Annotated in this window: 15 protein-coding genes; 5 read left to right on the top strand and 10 right to left on the bottom strand. The window is 67.2% G+C overall.

Annotated features, from left to right (window positions below; translation table 11 throughout):
• Nucleotides 1–12 precede the first annotated feature (12 nt).
• The gene (locus ACQCSU_RS18885; protein WP_426979855.1) at nt 13–1638 is read right to left on the bottom strand and encodes a molybdopterin-dependent oxidoreductase; all 1626 of its coding nucleotides are present in this window, start codon (nt 1636–1638) and stop codon (nt 13–15) included.
• A 237-nt stretch (nt 1639–1875) separates the two neighbouring features.
• On the opposite strand from ACQCSU_RS18885, the gene moaA reads away from it, so the two are divergent.
• Both moaA and ACQCSU_RS18875 read left to right on the top strand, forming a co-directional pair.
• The gene (moaA, locus tag ACQCSU_RS18880) at nt 1876–3030 is read left to right on the top strand and encodes a GTP 3',8-cyclase MoaA (protein WP_426976778.1); all 1155 of its coding nucleotides are present in this window, start codon (nt 1876–1878) and stop codon (nt 3028–3030) included.
• 7 nt (nt 3031–3037) lie between these two features.
• A complete protein-coding gene (locus ACQCSU_RS18875) occupies nt 3038–3304 on the top strand; it encodes a MoaD/ThiS family protein (protein ID WP_426976776.1) in 267 nt (88 codons plus the stop codon).
• Here the strand turns inward: ACQCSU_RS18875 and ACQCSU_RS18870 are convergent.
• The 7 genes from ACQCSU_RS18870 to ACQCSU_RS18840 form a co-directional block, all read right to left on the bottom strand.
• The gene (locus tag ACQCSU_RS18870; RefSeq protein WP_426976774.1) at nt 3301–3768 is read right to left on the bottom strand and encodes a DUF1579 domain-containing protein; all 468 of its coding nucleotides are present in this window, start codon (nt 3766–3768) and stop codon (nt 3301–3303) included. The two genes, ACQCSU_RS18875 and ACQCSU_RS18870, sit on opposite strands and share 4 nt — an antisense overlap.
• A 112-nt stretch (nt 3769–3880) precedes the next feature.
• Nucleotides 3881–5224, bottom strand: coding sequence for a M16 family metallopeptidase (locus ACQCSU_RS18865; RefSeq protein ID WP_426976772.1), 1344 nt, complete (start codon nt 5222–5224; stop codon nt 3881–3883).
• 103 nt (nt 5225–5327) lie between these two features.
• Nucleotides 5328–7577 carry a polyribonucleotide nucleotidyltransferase gene (locus ACQCSU_RS18860; RefSeq protein ID WP_426976770.1) on the bottom strand — a complete coding sequence of 750 codons (2250 nt, stop codon included), beginning with the start codon at nt 7575–7577 and terminating at the stop codon, nt 5328–5330.
• A gap of 248 nt (nt 7578–7825) precedes the next feature.
• Nucleotides 7826–8095, bottom strand: a complete 270-nt coding sequence (gene rpsO, locus ACQCSU_RS18855) for a 30S ribosomal protein S15 (RefSeq protein ID WP_354244612.1) — start codon at nt 8093–8095, stop codon at nt 7826–7828.
• A gap of 140 nt (nt 8096–8235) precedes the next feature.
• Nucleotides 8236–9531 (bottom strand): kynureninase, encoded by a 1296-nt coding sequence (locus ACQCSU_RS18850; protein ID WP_426979854.1) that lies wholly within the window; start codon nt 9529–9531, stop codon nt 8236–8238.
• A gap of 35 nt (nt 9532–9566) precedes the next feature.
• Nucleotides 9567–10421: a tryptophan 2,3-dioxygenase gene (gene kynA / locus ACQCSU_RS18845; RefSeq protein WP_426976768.1), complete on the bottom strand. Its 855-nt coding sequence runs from the start codon at nt 10419–10421 to the stop codon at nt 9567–9569.
• 88 nt (nt 10422–10509) lie between these two features.
• On the bottom strand, nt 10510–11529 hold the full coding sequence (locus ACQCSU_RS18840) for a bifunctional riboflavin kinase/FAD synthetase (protein ID WP_426976767.1): 1020 nt from the start codon (nt 11527–11529) through the stop codon (nt 10510–10512).
• Nucleotides 11530–11949: 420 nt separating this feature from the next.
• Between ACQCSU_RS18840 and ACQCSU_RS18835 the strand changes: the two genes are divergently transcribed.
• Nucleotides 11950–12396 (top strand): hypothetical protein, encoded by a 447-nt coding sequence (locus tag ACQCSU_RS18835; RefSeq protein WP_426976765.1) that lies wholly within the window; start codon nt 11950–11952, stop codon nt 12394–12396.
• Here ACQCSU_RS18835 and ACQCSU_RS18830 read toward each other — a convergent pair.
• Nucleotides 12383–14164, bottom strand: coding sequence for a DUF222 domain-containing protein (locus tag ACQCSU_RS18830; RefSeq protein ID WP_426976764.1), 1782 nt, complete (start codon nt 14162–14164; stop codon nt 12383–12385). The two genes, ACQCSU_RS18835 and ACQCSU_RS18830, sit on opposite strands and share 14 nt — an antisense overlap.
• Before the next feature lie 134 nt (nt 14165–14298).
• Here ACQCSU_RS18830 and ACQCSU_RS18825 point away from each other — a divergent pair, with 134 nt between their 5' ends.
• Together ACQCSU_RS18825 and ACQCSU_RS18820 are read left to right on the top strand one after the other, a co-directional pair.
• The gene (locus ACQCSU_RS18825) at nt 14299–14898 is read left to right on the top strand and encodes an NUDIX domain-containing protein (RefSeq protein WP_426976762.1); all 600 of its coding nucleotides are present in this window, start codon (nt 14299–14301) and stop codon (nt 14896–14898) included.
• A 52-nt stretch (nt 14899–14950) separates the two neighbouring features.
• Nucleotides 14951–15394, top strand: coding sequence for a VOC family protein (locus ACQCSU_RS18820; protein WP_426976760.1), 444 nt, complete (start codon nt 14951–14953; stop codon nt 15392–15394).
• 47 nt (nt 15395–15441) lie between these two features.
• Here the strand turns inward: ACQCSU_RS18820 and ACQCSU_RS18815 are convergent, their stop codons facing one another.
• Nucleotides 15442–15843, bottom strand: a complete 402-nt coding sequence (locus tag ACQCSU_RS18815) for a hypothetical protein (RefSeq protein WP_354244852.1) — start codon at nt 15841–15843, stop codon at nt 15442–15444.
• Nucleotides 15844–15930: the final 87 nt, after the last annotated feature.

The following is a 15930-nucleotide window of genomic DNA, read 5'->3' as shown; positions in this document are numbered from 1 at the left end:
TTGCCGGGCCCGCTACGACTTCACGTCAACTGTAACCGTGTGGAAGCCGGTGGACCCGCTGGGCGCCACGGGGGCGCGGTCCTCCACTTGCGGGACGCCGTTGAAGTCCGTGGCCCGGACCTGCACCTCGTACTGCCCCGGGGTCAGCGGCAGGGCCAGCTTCCACTGGTACCAGGTGTCCTTGGAGATCCCGGGCGCCAGCTCGGCCTGCTGCCAGTCACCGCGGTTGACCCGGAGCTCCACCTTGCCGATACCGGTGTGCTGGGCCCAGGCAACGCCGCCGAACGCCACCGTCCCGGCGGCGACGGAACGTCCGCCCCGGGGAACGTCGATGCGGGAGGAGATCTTGACAGGGCCGCGCTCGCTCCAGCCCCGGGGCGTCCAATAGGCAACATCGTCCGCGAAGCGTGTCACCTTCAGCTCGGTGACCCATTTCGTCGCCGAGACGTAGCCGTAGAGGCCGGGAACAATGAGCCGGGCCGGGAATCCGTGTTCCAACGGGAGCGGTTCACCGTTCATGCCGACAGCCAGCAGCGCATCCCTGCTGTCCATGAGTACTTCCAGCGGGGTGCCGGCGGTCCAGCCGTCGGTGCTGCGGGACAGCACCATGTCCGCACCGGGTTTGGGTCCGGCCAGGGCCAGCAGTTCCCTCACCGGCCAGCCCAGCCAGCGGGCGTTTCCGATCAGGTCCCCGCCCACTTCATTGGAGACGCAGGCGATGGTCACGTGCCGTTCGATCAGGGGCTTGGCCAGCAGGGCCGCGAAGTCGAGTTCGATGTCGCGCTCCACGAGGCCGGTGACCTTCAGGGTCCATTGGCCAGGGTCCACCACCGGGACGCGCAGCGCCGTGTCGATCCGGTAGAAGTCCTTGTTCGGGGTCACCAGCGGACCGATGCCGTCCAGCCCCAGCTCGGCACCGGCCGGGATCGGAGGGGCGGGCGACGCGGGCGACGGGAGCACGAGTTTGCTGCGCAGTTCGCTGACGGCGGCGGCGGCTCCCCTCAGCGTGGCGGCAAGCACCCCGCCAAGAGCGGCGACGGCGGCCGTTCCGCCGAGCGCCTGCAGGAAGCGGCGGCGGGCCGGGCTGTACGGCGTCGGGCTCTGTGCCGGGCTCCCCGGTGTCCGGCTCGTCGTCGCGGCCTCCGGCGTCCGGCTCTGCGTCGGGGCGTCGGGTGTCCGGCCTTCCACAGCCGGGCCGGCCACAAGGCCGGCTTCGGCCTGCCACTCCCCCAGCCGCCGGACCAGCCAGCGCATCAGCCCGATGCCTACCGCCGCGGCCAGCAGCGGGACGGGGATCGCGTTGGCGGTCACGTCGGCCCGCCCCAGTACGGCGACGACGCCCACGGCTCCAAAAACCGCAATGACGGCCACCCCGGCGAAGCGGCGGCGGAGCTCAAGGACCCCGGACAGGGCAGCAAGCGTCGCGATGGCCAGGGCCATGCCGCCCAGCAGCGCGACCTTGTCGGCTGTGCCGAAGAGCGAAATGGCCCAGTCCTTGACGCCCGGAGGGACCACATCGATCACGGCGCCGCCGACGGCCGTCACGGGCGAGATGGAGGGACTCAGGAGACCGGCGGCGGCTTCCCCCAGGACAACCCCGCTGCCCACAGCAGCCACTCCGGCTGCGGCTGCCCACATGATGGCCGGCCGGTCCGGTTTTCGCCGGTTTCCGGAAGCCGCTGCTGCCGGCGCACCCTGGAAGGTTTTCACCCTTCCAGCATAGGGTCGCAACCCGCCCGGGGCACGGGCCATGTCACGCCCCCGGGGGCCGGTACAGCGGCCCGGCGTGGCATGGCCGCTCCAGCCGAAGGAAATCCGCAAGATGCGTGGCTCAACGGGCGTGATGCTTACCCTGAGGTGGCGTAGCCTGACTTTATGAGTGTTCAGCTTGGCATGCCCCAGCCACGTGAAGGAACCGGCCCTGTCGGAGGTGTTTCCGGCGCGGGCCCTGCCGGAACCCCGTCGCTGCCCGGACGCCCGGCCGGGATGCCTGCCGGCCTTGTGGACCGATACGGCCGCCGTGCCACGGACATGCGGCTTTCCCTGACGGACAAATGCAATCTGCGCTGCACCTACTGCATGCCGGCCGAGGGCCTGGAGTGGCTGTCCAAGCAGGCTGTGATGTCCGCGGAGGAAATTGTCCGGATCGTGCGGATCGGCGTTGACACGCTGGGCGTGCGCGAACTGCGGCTGACAGGCGGCGAACCGCTGGTCCGGGCCGACCTGCTGGACATCATTTCGGCGCTCCGCCAGGCCCACCCCGAGCTGCCGATTTCGATGACCACAAATGCCGTGGGCCTGGACAAAAAGGCCGCCGGGCTCAAAGCCGCCGGGCTCTCCCGGATCAACGTGTCGCTGGACTCGCTGCACGAGGAGACCTTTACCAAGCTGACCCGGCGCCCCTTCCTGAACAAAGTGCTGGCTGGCGTGGACGCCGCCTGGGCCGCCGGGCTGGGTCCTGTGAAACTCAATGCCGTGCTGATGCGGGGCATCAACGACGTCGAGTCCCCGGCCCTGCTGGCCTGGGCGCTGGACCGCGGCTACGAGCTGCGCTTCATCGAGCAGATGCCGCTCGACGCCGACCACGGCTGGACCCGCCGGAACATGATCACGGCCGCTGAGATCCGTGAGCTGCTCTCCGTGCACTATGTGCTCAGCGCCGATCCACGGGACCGCGACGGCGCCCCGGCCGAACGCTTCGAGGTCCGGGCCCGCGTGCCCGGAACGGCCGAGGCGACCGGCCCCGTGCTGGGAACCGTGGGAATCATCGCCTCCGTGACCGAGCCCTTCTGCTCCGATTGCCGCCGCACCCGCATCACCGCCGAGGGCAAGATCATGAGCTGCCTGTTCTCCCGCGAGGAAGTCGACCTGCTGGGGCTGCTCCGCGAGGGCGCCAGCGACGAACAACTTGCCGAACGCTGGCAGGACGCCATGTGGATCAAGCCCAAGGCCCACGGTATGGACCACGTCGGACTGGACGCTCCGGACTTCGTCCAGCCGGATCGCAGCATGAGCGCCATCGGAGGCTGAACCACCTGTGAACGTACGTTACTTCGCTGCCGCGCGCGCCGCCGCCGGCGTGGACGAGGAACTCTTTGACCTGTCCGACGGCGACACCCTCGCGACCCTGCTCGACGCCATCCTCGCCGTCGAGCGCCCGGAACCCCCGGCCGGGACCCCGCCGCTGGCCCGAATCCTGTCCCGGAGCAGCTTCCTGCTCAACGAGGTGGCCGTGCGGAACCGTGCCACGGCACTCAAGCCGGCCGACGTCGTCGATGTGCTGCCGCCCTTCGCCGGCGGTTAGGCGGCCACGCGTCGGCAGATCGAGGTCATGAACGGGGTGAACTCGATTGCTTTGCCCAGCCGGAGTCCGGCGCTGTGCGTCAGCACGCCGTCGTCCACCCGAAAGGTATGCCGCGCGGTGCCGCGGTCGCTGCGCCGCTCCATGGTGAGGACACCCTCTTGCCAGCTGGCGCGCGCGGGCGGCTCCGGGGGCAGTCCGCCGCTGTTCACGTGGTACCAGAGGGTGTCCGGTCGGTCGGGGTCCATGGTGAAGACGCCGTGGCCCTCGGAGCGGCTGCCGTCGGCCTCCGTGTGCCGGTAACTCTGGGTGACGGCCAGGCCGGCTGCCGCCCGGGCGAAGGTCAATTCAATGGCCGCTGTCCGGGCCGGCCCCCAGGGCGTGGCCTCCCACTGCGTGGTGCCGGTCCACTGCCCCAGGAACGCCTCAAGCGCCTCGTGTGCACTGCCTGGCAGCGGCCGGTCCATGTTTTCCTTCCAGGGGGTCCTCCCGAGTGACCCCGCCCCCATCATCACGCGGTGCCGCCTGTGCTGTCTAGGTCCCGGGCGAGCTTGGTCCCGGGCGAGCCGGAGCCGCAGCTCAGAGGCCGAAGGTCTCGGTTTCCTCGAAGGGTCCCACCACGGTGACGGTCCGCGGGGCGGCCGCCAGCTCACGGGCCAGCTCCTGGACCTCGGCCGCGGTCACGGCCTTGATCTGACGCAGCGTCTCGTCGATGTCCTGGTATTCGCCGGACACCAGTTCGGCGCGGCCCAGCCGGGACATCCGGGAGCCGGTGTCCTCGAGTGCCAGCACGATTCCGCCGCAGAGCTGACCGACGGCCTTGCGGAGCTCCTCGTCGGAGATGCCGCCCTCGGCCAGCTTGTCCAGTTCGGCGCCGAGGAGCTCAAGGACCTGACGGACCTTCGACGGCGTGCAGCCGGCATACATGCCGAAGTAGCCGGCGTCGGCGTAGGAGGAGGCGAAGGAGTAGGTCGAGTAGACCAGCCCGCGCTTCTCCCGCACTTCCTGGAACAGCCGGGAGGACATGCCGCCGCCGAGCACCGCGTTGAGTACGCTCATGACGAAGCGGCGCTCGTCGGTCGCGACGATCGTGGGGCAGCCCATGATGATGTTGGCCTGCTCGACGGGACGCTTGACCACGTGCAGCCCGGCGGTTCCGGCGATGTCGGCGCGCTGCGTGGGGCGGCGCTGGACCGGAGCGGCATCCGGCTCAAGGCTCCAGCCGGCGGCATGCAGGGCATCCACCACAAGGCCGCAGACGACGTCGTGGTCCAGTCCCCCGGCCGCGGTGATGACGAGTTCGTCGGGGCGGTAGTAGCGGCGGTAGTGGTCCCAGACCGAGTCGCGGGCGACGGCCCGGATGGCGTCCGGGGTGCCGCCGATCGGGCGGCCGAGCGGGTGGGTTCCCAGCACGGCGGCGACGAAGTTCTCGTGCGCGACGTCGGTGGGGTCGTCGCTGTCCATCGCGATTTCCTCGAGGATGACGTCCCGTTCCTGCTCCATCTCCTGCGCGTCCAGGACCGCACCGGTGATCATGTCCGCGATGACGTCGATCGCCATGGGAAGGTCGGTGTCCAGCACCCGGGCAAAGTAGCAGGTGCTTTCCTTCGCGGTGGCGGCGTTTGATTCCCCGCCGACCTCGTCGAAGGCTGAGGCGATCTCCAGGGCGGTGCGGCGCTTGGTGCCCTTGAAGAGGAGATGCTCCAGGAAGTGCGTGGAGCCGTGCTGGCCGGGAGCCTCGTCGCGGGAGCCGACTCCGACCCAGAAACCGATCGTGGCCGAGCGCTGGCCGGGCATAGCTTCAGTGAGCACGCGGACTCCGCCGGGCAGGACCGAGCGGCGCACTTCGGAACCGCCGTCGGCTCCATGGATCAGGGTGTCGGCATGCTGATTCTGCTCAAGCGGCAGGGGTACGACAGTCATCAAGGCCTTTCAGTAAACATGTGCCAAATCTGCCTGCAATCCTACCTGTAACGGCAGCGGGGCCGGTGGATGATCCACCGGCCCCGCTGTTTGGTGCAGAAGACTATTCTGCGGACTCCTCGGAGACCTCGGCGTTGTCGGCGTTCTCGGAGCCTGCCCCGTCTGCCACTACGGGAGACAGGGAGAGCTTGCCGCGGTCGTCGATCTTGGTGATTTCCACCTGGATCTTCTGGCCCACGGAGACGACGTCGTCGACGTTGTCCACGCGCTTGCCGCCGGCGATCTTGCGCAGCTCGGAGATGTGCAGCAGGCCGTCCTTGCCCGGAGTCAGGGAAACGAAGGCGCCGAAGGTCGTGGTCTTGACGACCGTGCCCAGGTAACGCTCGCCGATTTCCGGAATCTGCGGGTTTGCGATGGCGTTGATCGCGGACCGTGCTGCGTCGGCAGACGGGCCGTTCGTGGCGCCGATGTAGACCGTGCCGTCATCCTCGATCGAGATGTCGGCTCCGGTGTCTTCCTGGATCTGGTTGATCATCTTGCCCTTCGGCCCGATGACCTCGCCGATCTTGTCTACCGGGATCTTGACCGCGATGACGCGCGGCGCGAACTCGGAGAGCTCGTCCGGGGTGTCGATCGCGGAGTTCAGGACATCCAGGATGTGCAGGCGGGCTTCGCGGGCCTGCTTCAGGGCAGCGGCCAGGACGGAGGCCGGGATGCCGTCGAGCTTGGTGTCCAGCTGGATCGCCGTGACGAACTCGGAGGTACCGGCAACCTTGAAGTCCATGTCACCGAAGGCATCTTCGGCGCCGAGGATATCGGTCAGGGCGGCGTAACGGGTCTGGCCGTCAACCTGGTCGGAAACCAGGCCCATGGCGATACCGGCAACGGCGGCCTTCAGCGGCACACCCGCGTTGAGCAGGGACAGCGTGGAGGCGCAGACGGAACCCATCGACGTCGAACCGTTGGAGCTGAGCGCCTCAGACACCTGGCGGATGGCGTAGGGGAATTCCTCGCGGGACGGCAGCACCGGCATGATGGCGCGCTCTGCAAGGGCACCGTGGCCGATTTCGCGGCGCTTCGGGGAACCGACGCGGCCGGTCTCGCCGGTGGAGTACGGCGGGAAGTTGTAGTTGTGCATGTAGCGCTTGCGCGTCACGGGAGACAGCGAGTCGATCTGCTGTTCCATCTTGAGCATGTTCAGCGTGGTGACACCCATGATCTGGGTCTCGCCGCGCTCGAAGATGGCCGAGCCGTGCACGCGGGGCAGGACCTCTACCTCGGCGGTGAGCTGGCGGATGTCCGTCAGGCCACGGCCGTCGATGCGGATCTGGTCCTTCAGGATGCGCTGGCGCACAACCTGCTTGGTGACCGAGCGGAAGGCTGCGGACAGCTCCTTCTCACGGCCTTCGAACTGGCCGGCCAGGGAGGAGGTGACCTCGTCCTTGAGCTCGTCGGAGGCGGTGTCGCGTTCCTGCTTGTCGGCGATCTGGAAGACGGCGGCCAGCTTCTCGGCGCCAGCGGCTTCAACAGCGGCGTAGACGTCGTCCTGGTAGTCCAGGAAGACCGGGAACTCGACGGTCGGCTTGGCTGCGCGTGCGGCCAGGTCGGACTGTGCTTCGCAAAGGGCCTTGATGAACGGCTTGGCAGCCTCGAGGCCTTCGGAAACAACCTCTTCGGTCGGGGCGGTGGCGCCCTGTTCCTTGATGAGGTTCCAGGAGTTGTCGGTGGCTTCGGCTTCAACCATCATGATGGCGACGTCATCACCGGCGACCCTGCCCGCAACGACCATGTTGAAGACGGCGTTCTCCAGCTGGGAGTGCTTCGGGAACGCAACCCACTGCGAGCCGTTCTCATCGGCGACGAGGGCAACGCGGACGCCGCCGATCGGGCCGGAGAAGGGCAGGCCGGAGAGCTGGGTGGACATCGAGGACGCGTTGATCGCGACCACGTCGTAGAGCTCGTCCGGGTTGATGGAGAGCACGGTGACGACGATCTGGACCTCGTTGCGCAGGCCCTTGACGAAGGCGGGGCGCAGCGGGCGGTCCATGAGGCGGCAGGCCAGGATGGCTTCCGTGGAGGGGCGGCCTTCGCGGCGGAAGAACGAGCCCGGGATGCGGCCGGCGGCGTACATACGCTCTTCGACGTCGACGGTCAGCGGGAAGAAGTCGAAACCTTCACGCGGGTGCTTGCCGGCGGTGGTGGCGGACAGCAGCGCGGTCTCTTCATCGAGGTAGACCATCGCTGCGCCGGCTGCCTGCTTGGCAAGGCGGCCGGTTTCAAAGCGGATTACACGCTTGCCGAAGCGGCCATTGTCAATGACTGCTTCTGAGAACTGGATTTCGGGACCCTCCATAGAGAGTCACCTCCGTTTCATGGTTCACGGAGCCCAGCCGCATCAACCCAGTCCAGCATCTGTCTACTGGCCTGCACTGCACCCGGTCATCGATCGAGACCCACGGGCCGGGCAACATTTCCTTGAAGCCGTTCCCGGGGATCACTACCGAGGACCGCGAATGCGTGATGCGGTTGATCCTCCTGTTGAGTTTTTGTTTGAAGAAGGCGGCCCTTTCCGTCACGGAAGGGGCCGCCCCTTAAAGCTGACTAGCGGCGCAGGCCGAGACGCTCGATGAGCGCACGGTAGCGGGTGATGTCAGTGTTCTTGAGGTAGGTCAGCATGCGCTTGCGACGACCAACCATGGCCAGCAGACCGCGCTGGGTGTGGTAATCGTGCTTGTGCACCTTCATGTGCTCAGTGAGATCCTTGATCCGCTGAGTCAGGACTGCAACCTGGACCTCCGGCGAACCGGTGTCGGCCTCGGACGTTGCGAAATCCTTGATGATGGACTGCTTTACAGCGGCTTCAAGTGCCACGATAACTCCTAGAGATGTGCCGTGAGGCCCGAAACAGTAACTCACTGCCGGGGGTGCCGCGCCGGATCCCCGTTCTGAAACAGAGGGTTTTCCGTACACAACAAGAACCAGCCGCCACGGACTGCAGCCGGATCCAACGTTTAGTTTACCGGCACGCCGCTAATCTTGTCGAAACGGCTGCCCGCACTGCTCTCCAGCCGTTCGCGGATGGCGGCCACGCCGCGGTACAACTCGGTGAAGGAGGTGCTGAGCGGGGACAGCCCGATCCGGATGCCCTGCGGAGCCCGGAAATCCGGGATGACGTCCTGCTCCCACAGCGCCGCGGTCATCTTCCGGAACGCGGGGTGATCCACCGTGATGTGGCTCCCGCGCAGTTCCGGATCCCGCGGCGTCGAGAGTTCAACGCCCGCCGGGGCGAGCCAGGCGTCGTGGAGTTCGACGGCGAACGCGGTCAGCTTCCGCGATTTCTCCCGCACGGCTGCCATCCCGACTTCCTCGAGCAGGTCAAGCGTCCCGCGCATGGCGAGCATCCCGAAGATGGCCGGGGTGCCGCTGAGGAAGCCCCGGATGCCGGCGGCGGCCTCATAGCCGGGGCCCATTTCAAAGGCGTCCTTGCGTCCCATCCAGCCCCAGATCGGCTGCTGCAGGCCGGGCAGGTGCCGGGCGTTGACGTAGGCGAACGCAGGCGAGCCCGGTCCCCCGCTCAGGTACTTGTACGTGCAGCCGGCGGCGAAATCGACGTCGGCCGCGTCCAGGCCGATCTCCACCGAGCCGGCGGAGTGGCACAGGTCCCACACGACGAGCGCGCCGGCGTCGTGCACGGCAGCGGTGATCCCCGGCAGATCTGCGAGGAACCCGGAGCGGTAGGCGATCTGGCTCAGGACCACGACGGCGGTGGCCGGCCCGGTGGCGGCCCGCACGTGCTCGACTGTCACACCGGAGGCAGGATCGGCGTCGATCCAGCGCAGCGTCAGTCCCTCTTCGCGGGCGATGCCCTCGACGAGGTAGCGGTCGGTGGGGAAATTGTCCGTGTCCAGCACGATTTCGGTCCGCGCAGGGTCCCTCACGGCGGCCAGCGCGGCGCGGATCAACTTGTACAGCACCACTGTGGTGGAGTCGGCGATGATGGTCTGCCCCGGCGCGGCGCCCAGGACGGCCCGTCCGAGCTGGTCGCCGATGGCCTGCGGGAGCTCCATCCATTCCTCGTCCCAGCCGCGGATCAGCCGGCCGCCCCAGCTCTCCTGGATGAAGCTGCCGACATCCGTGACGGTGCGTTTGAGCGGGCGGCCGAGGGAGTTGCCGTCGAGGTAGGACAGCTCCTTGTCCGTGCCGATGAAGTGCCCGCGGTAGGCGGCCAGCGGGTCGGCAGCGTCAAGTTCCTGGGCGCGCTGCCGCATGGCGTCCCGCGAAGCGCTTGCCGCGGGGCTTGCTGCCATTTCAGTGCCGGAGTCTTCGGGTGTTGTGCCGGTGCTCATTGGCCGATCTCCGTCCGGACGGCGAAGAGCTCGGGGAAGAAGGTCAGCTCAAGAGCCTTCTGCAGGAAGGCGGCTCCGCTGGAGCCGCCGGTGCCTGACTTCATGCCAATGGTGCGCTGGACAGTGCGCAGGTGGCGGAAGCGCCAGAGCTGGAAATTGTCCTCCAGATCCACGAGTTCCTCGCAGGCTTCGTAGGCGCCCCAGTTGCCAGCCGCGTTCTCGTAGATGTACTTGAACACCGGGACCAGTTCGGGGCAGAACTCGTGGGCCTTCGTGACGTCGCGCTCGAGCAAGGATGCCGGGACGTCGAAGCCCTGGCGTTTGAGGTAGGCCAGGAAGTCGTCGTAGATGCTGGGGGCTTCGAGGAGCTCCAGCAGCATCGCGTGGGCCTCCGGATCGGATTCGAACACCGGCAGCATCTTGCGGTTCTTGTTGCCGAGCAGGAACTCGACCGCGCGGTACTGGCTCGACTGGAACCCGGAGGAGTTGCCCAGGAAGCCGCGGAATTGCGAGTACTCGGTGGGAGTGAGGGTGGCCAGCACGGACCATTGCTCGGTCAGCGTCTTCTGGATGTGCTTGACCCGGGCGATCGCCTTCAGGGCCGAGCCGAGGTCGTCGGCGCGGAGCCAGTCGGCGGCGCTGTGGAGCTCATGCAGGACCAGTTTCAGCCACAGTTCCGTGGTCTGGTGCTGGATGATGAACAGCATCTCGTCGTGGTGCTCCGGGGCGCTGACGGGCTGCTGGGCGCTCAGCAGCGTGGGCAGCTGCAGATAGGACGCATAGCTCATCCGGGAGCTGAAGTCGCGGACAATATCCTTGTCCAGCTCCCTCGTATTCTTATCAAGGGTCACTTCTCTTGCCTTCCTTGCCAAATGGCTGTGAATCATTCCGCGAATCGACACGGGGACCCAGTAGTGGACCGCCGGTGCGCCAGCTGAATCAGTGGTGCGGTTGGTGCGCAGATTGGGTGGGCGGTCGGTGCGCAAACAGGATGTCGTGGGCCTGGACCACGTCCAAACGCATCTGGTCCACCAACGCTTCAGGGCCACGGTACGCCACCATGCCGCGCAGTCTGGCGACAAATTCCACCACTACTGTCTGGTCGTACAGATCGAAGTCCTCCGGAGCCTCGTCCGGACGGTCGATCACGTGAGCTTCCACCTGACGGCTGACGCCGTCGAAGGTGGGGTTGGAGCCGACCGAGATGGCGGCCGGCCAGCGGGTGCCGGCCTGGTCCACAAGCCAACCGGCGTAGATGCCGTCCGCGGGGATGTAGCCGCTCGAGCTGGAGGCGAGGTTGGCGGTGGGGAATCCGAGGTTGCGGCCGCGGGCGGCGCCGTGCACGACTTCGCCGCGCATCCGGTGCGGACGGCCGAGGACGGCGGCGGCGGTGGCGACGTCGCCCTCGCGCAGGGCCTCGCGGACCCAGGTGGAGGAGCAGCGGCGGTCCTTGCCGGCGTCGTCGTGAATGGGGAAACCCTCGGAACCGAACTCGCTGATGACCAGCACCTCGAAGCCGAGCTTCTTCCCGAGTTCCTGCATCGTGTGCAGGTCCCCGGAGTTGCCGCGGCCGAAGCGGGCATCGTGGCCGATTACCACGTGGCTGGCCCGGAGGCTGTCGACGAGAACTGTGGAGACGAATTCCTCCGGTGTGAGGCTGGCCAGCTCGAGTGAGTACTTCATCACCAGCACGGCATCGAGGCCCAGCTCGCCGAGGGCCGCCAACTTGTCCTCCAGCCCCATGATCAGTTCCGGCGCGGACTCCGGCCGGTGCACCTGCGCGGGGTGCGGATCGAAGGTGATGGCGACGGCGCGGGCGTGGTTCAACCGGGCAATCCGGATGAGCTGGGAGAGCACCTGCTGGTGGCCGCGGTGCACGCCGTCGAAGTTGCCGAACGTGACAACGGAAGGACCGAAGTCCGCCGGGACTTCGGACGGATCGTTCCAGATGTGGACCATCAACCTCGCCTTTTTGCTGCCTGCCATGAGCTCTTCCGGACCACGGTGCCGGCTCCGGAACTCTCTAAGATTACCCGCAATCGCCGCAGGCCCCGGACGGCCCGGCCGGCCCTCCCGAAGCTGTCTTCCGCGGCCCGTTAGACCGGACTACACCATCGTCGCCCCCTTGAGCGGCGCCTGCGGGGTCGCCGTTTCACACCATCGTTGCCCCCTCGAGCGCTGAAGGAGTCCGCCATGACTGAGCTCCAGGACATCCTCGGGCGGATCCCCAGAGCGGAAGAACGTACCGCCCGGAACCGGTGCGGGTCTTCGCCCGGTTCCGGTGGTCGCGGTGACTGTCCCCACTGACTATCCGCGGCCGGGACCGACAGCCCCGTTTCCCCTGTAGACCGCCGGCACTCAGCCAGCTAGGTTCGGAGTATGCGGACTCCATTGGTGACGGTGCTGGCACTACTGGCCGCCACCCTGACGACGGGCTGCGGCCTCTTTCCCGGCGCGGCCACCGACACATGTGTCGATTGGATCCGCTTTGAGTCACCGCAGCAGCAGTTCGACGACGCGACCCTGGTGGTGGTCGGGAAACCCATCCGCACGGACGGGGAAACCAGAATCTACGGCTACCGGGCGCGGATCCATCTGGTGGACGTAGAGGCTGTTCTCAAAGGCGAGCCAGCGCCCGGACCACTCCGCATCGCCTCAACACCCGTAACCTGCGGCCAGTCCTATCCGGACGGCGATCCGCTCGACGGAAATAACCGGATGCTGATCTACGCCAGCAATCAGGACGGTGGATGGTTCACGCAGACCCCTGCCCAGGGTGCCGTGCCGTTCGAAAGGGACACACCGCTTCCCTTCAGGACATCCTGACGTGCTGAACACCACAGGCTGCCCCTGCGGGCCCGCACCTGGGGCCGTCCCCTTGGAACCGGCACCGCCGAATCTCAGTCGAGTAGCGGTTTCGTCGCGGCACCTGGCGTGGATCCACATGCGGAGGCGGGACGAACCAGGGAATGCCACTTCGCATCTGGATATTCCACTGTTCCTTGTGAATCAGGTGGTGGTGATGGGAGCACAAGAGGGCACCGTTGCCCGTACCCGTGCTCCCACCCCGCGACCAGTAACTGATGTGATGGGCCTCGCACCACGACGCCGGGATGGTGCATTGCGGAAACGCACAGCCCCGGTCCCGCGCCGTCAGGGCTTTCCGGATATGGGGCGGGAAGACGCGTGAGGCGCGGCCGATGTCCAGGATCCTTCCTTCTCCGCCGAGCAGGACCGGAATGACGTCTGCATCGCAGGCGATCCTGCGCACGGTCGAAGATGTGACCGGGCCGGTAAACATCAGCGTTCCCGTGTTCGAATGCGCTCCTGTGTTCGAGCCGGAAGCCCCGGCGCCCGGGACTGCGCCCTCAGGCTGGTCAAGGAGATGCCGGTAGTCGATGGTGACCATTACCTGAGGGCGCAGTCCGCCCGCCGAAGGGAGGTTTCCCGTAGCGAGCGCGGCCTTGCAGGCACCCACGAGGCCGTCCAGGAGGCGCTGCGGTCTGGAACGAAGGTCCAAGTGTTCCGCACCGGCTTCTTCTGGTGCATCGTCATCCGTACCGGCGTGGGAAGCGGGGTTGACTGAGGCAGCCGCGGCCTCGACCTGCTCAACAACTGTGGTGACGCTACCGATGCGTGGGTTCGTGGCGACGTTCATGACCGTGAGAAGGTGCTCGAACTGGTCTGTCGTGGCAAAGATTTCCAGACGGTGCAGCCCCCGGCTGGTCCGCCGGATGAAGGCGCCCTGACGCTGGCGCAGTTCCTCTTCGCTGGGTTCGTCGCCGTCCTGGTCCAAGGCGTCCACCCAGCTTTTGGCGATCCGGGTCAGGAAATCGTGGTCGCTCTCGACAGCTGTCATGATCAGGGCGTGTTCCATCCGGGCGGCAGTCTCTGGCGGCGCGGCATACCGGACACGGTCCAACGCAAGCGCGATGATGGTCGCGGCGCGTGAAGCGATACTTCCTGAGGCCACCGCCGCAGCAAGCTCTTCCTGCGCCGGAGGAAGGGACTGTCGCGCGATCCCGGTACGCGGCAGAAGGGTCTTGGCCAGAGACAGCCGACGGCGGGCTTCCGAGGCGCTGATCCGCAGCCGCGCCCGCAAGAACGCGGTGGTATCCCGGTACCCGTCGTCCACGGATTCCGGCGCAGCGGCCGTCGCCAATGCGGCGACCGTCCCTTGCGGAACGTCCTGGGGGGCGCCCGCCTCGGCGGTCCCCGCGGTGTTCCAGCCGGTCAACCAGCCGGCAGGGGCTCCGGTCCTTGAGCCGCTCCGTGCCGCTGCGGCTACAGATGCCGTTAGCGCGTCGTGGCGGGTCCGGTCGACTGCGGCGGCGGCAACGATCTGCAAGTACTCTGCCATGCGGGAGAGTTCCTCGACACGGCCGGAGAAGTCCGAAGCGCCGCTCACGCCAAAGAGCGCCGCGTTTGCCACCGCCGTCGTGGTTGCATCTCGCACCAGCGCAAGCGCCCCCTTCAGGGAACAATCCGTGGCGTCCGAGTCGCCGGCAGCGGCAGCCGGCCGGGGGGAGCCGGTGGGAATCGCGGACCAGGGCCGGGCGGCCTGTTCCGGGATGAATTCTCCAATGGCTTCCATAGCTAAACTCTGCCAAAGGGGTACGACAATTTAGCCGCCGCAGCCGACGCCGTCTGTGGAACCGGCGCCGCACCCGGCAACCGAACATGGCCCTCGACGCCCGGCACTGACCCAGACCATGGCAAGCTGTAGGGATGGATAGCACCTTCGTCCCGCAACCCGGGGAACCGTTCGCAGGGCCACTGTCCGGCGAACCCCGCCGGCCGCTCGGTCCCCGCGATCCGGGCGACGCATGGGTCGACGGCGGCCGCGGCAAGTTCTGGGGGCGCTTCGGCTCGGCCGGGCTCCTTGTTCACGACGCCGCCAAGGGAGTTCTGCTCCAGCACCGCGCCCTGTGGAGCGACCAGGGCGGAACCTGGGGACTCCCCGGCGGCGCCCTGCATCAGGGGGAAGAGGCCATCCACGGGGCGTTGCGAGAGGCCCAGGAAGAAGCCGCCGTCCCGCCCGGCCACGTCCGCGTTCTCTTCACCTCGGTATTCGACGTCGGGTACTGGAGCTACACCACCGTCGCGGTGCAGGTTATTGAACTGTTTGAGCCAGCCATCAGCGACCCCGAAAGTCTGGAGCTCCAGTGGGTCCCGGTAGACCAGGTCCGCGACAAGGAACTGCACCCGGGTTTTGCCGCAGCCTGGCCGGCACTGCGCCGCCGGCTTCTGGGCATGGAGACCGGCTTGGAGACTGGGATGGAGACCGGCATGGAGACTGAGTCGGCTACAGGCACCGAAGCGCACTGACAATTCACCGGCAGCCATTCCCCGACGGCCGGTGAGGTCCTACAGTTCGAGCATGAACAGCATCGAGCGAATCCCACCCCCTGTCCGGCAGCTACGCCTCGTCGTCGAGACAGAAGACTACGAGGCCGCGGTGACGTTCTACCGGGACGTTCTCGGGCTGGTCGAACGCGAGGTCATCCAAGGCGAAGGGGATGCCCGCATCACCATCCTGGAAGCGGGCCGGGCCACGCTGGAGCTCTCAAATCCGGCCCAGGTCAGGATGATCGATCAGGTCGAGGCCGACGGCCAGCCGAGTGCGAAGCTCCGGGTCGCGTTTGAAGTCGAGGACTCGCAAACCGCCACCCGGGATCTCGTGGCCGCCGGGGGAACCCTGATCGCGGAGCCGCGCGAAACGCCGTGGCGGTCCTTGAACTCCCGGCTCACCGCGCCCGACGGGCTGCAGATCACGCTGTTCCAGGAGCTGGACCCGGCGGCGGAACCAAGCGGCCCGGAATAAAGCGTCCCGGACCCCGGCGGCAACCCCGGCTAAGCAACTAAAACGCGTCAGGCCTGCTTCGGGGCCGGACGACGGCGGTACAGCCAGATAAGGCCCAGGACGGGCAGCACCAGCGGAATGAAGGCGTAGCCGCGGCCGAACAGGGACCAGACGGTCTCGTGCGGGAAGTTCACGGAGTCGAACACGCTGAGCGCCCCGACCACCAGCACTCCGATCAGTTCCACCAACACAGCCGAGACGGACACCTTGAACCACGTGCGGCCGGCCTTCGCGAGGGATACCGTGGCTACGACGTAGACGACGGCGGCGAAGGCAGACAGCAGGTAGGCCAGCGGCGCCTCGGAGAACTTCGTGAGGATCTGGTAGCCGGCCCGGGCAGTCGCCGAAAGGGCAAACACCGCGTAAACGGCGATCAACAGCCGGCCGGGACCGGTATTCCGGGTGTCCAACGCCGCCGTCGCGGATTCTGTCGCAGTGGTGTGCGCCCCGGTTTCCTGGTGCGAAGGTTTTGCCGTCACGTTTCTTGCCTCTTCCAA

Origin of the sequence: Pseudarthrobacter sp. O4 (assembly GCF_050157025.1) — a bacterium.
Taxonomy (GTDB): domain Bacteria; phylum Actinomycetota; class Actinomycetes; order Actinomycetales; family Micrococcaceae; genus Arthrobacter.
The sequence above is the reverse complement of the archived record's forward strand: the minus strand, read 5'-3'. Positions and strand labels throughout refer to the sequence as shown.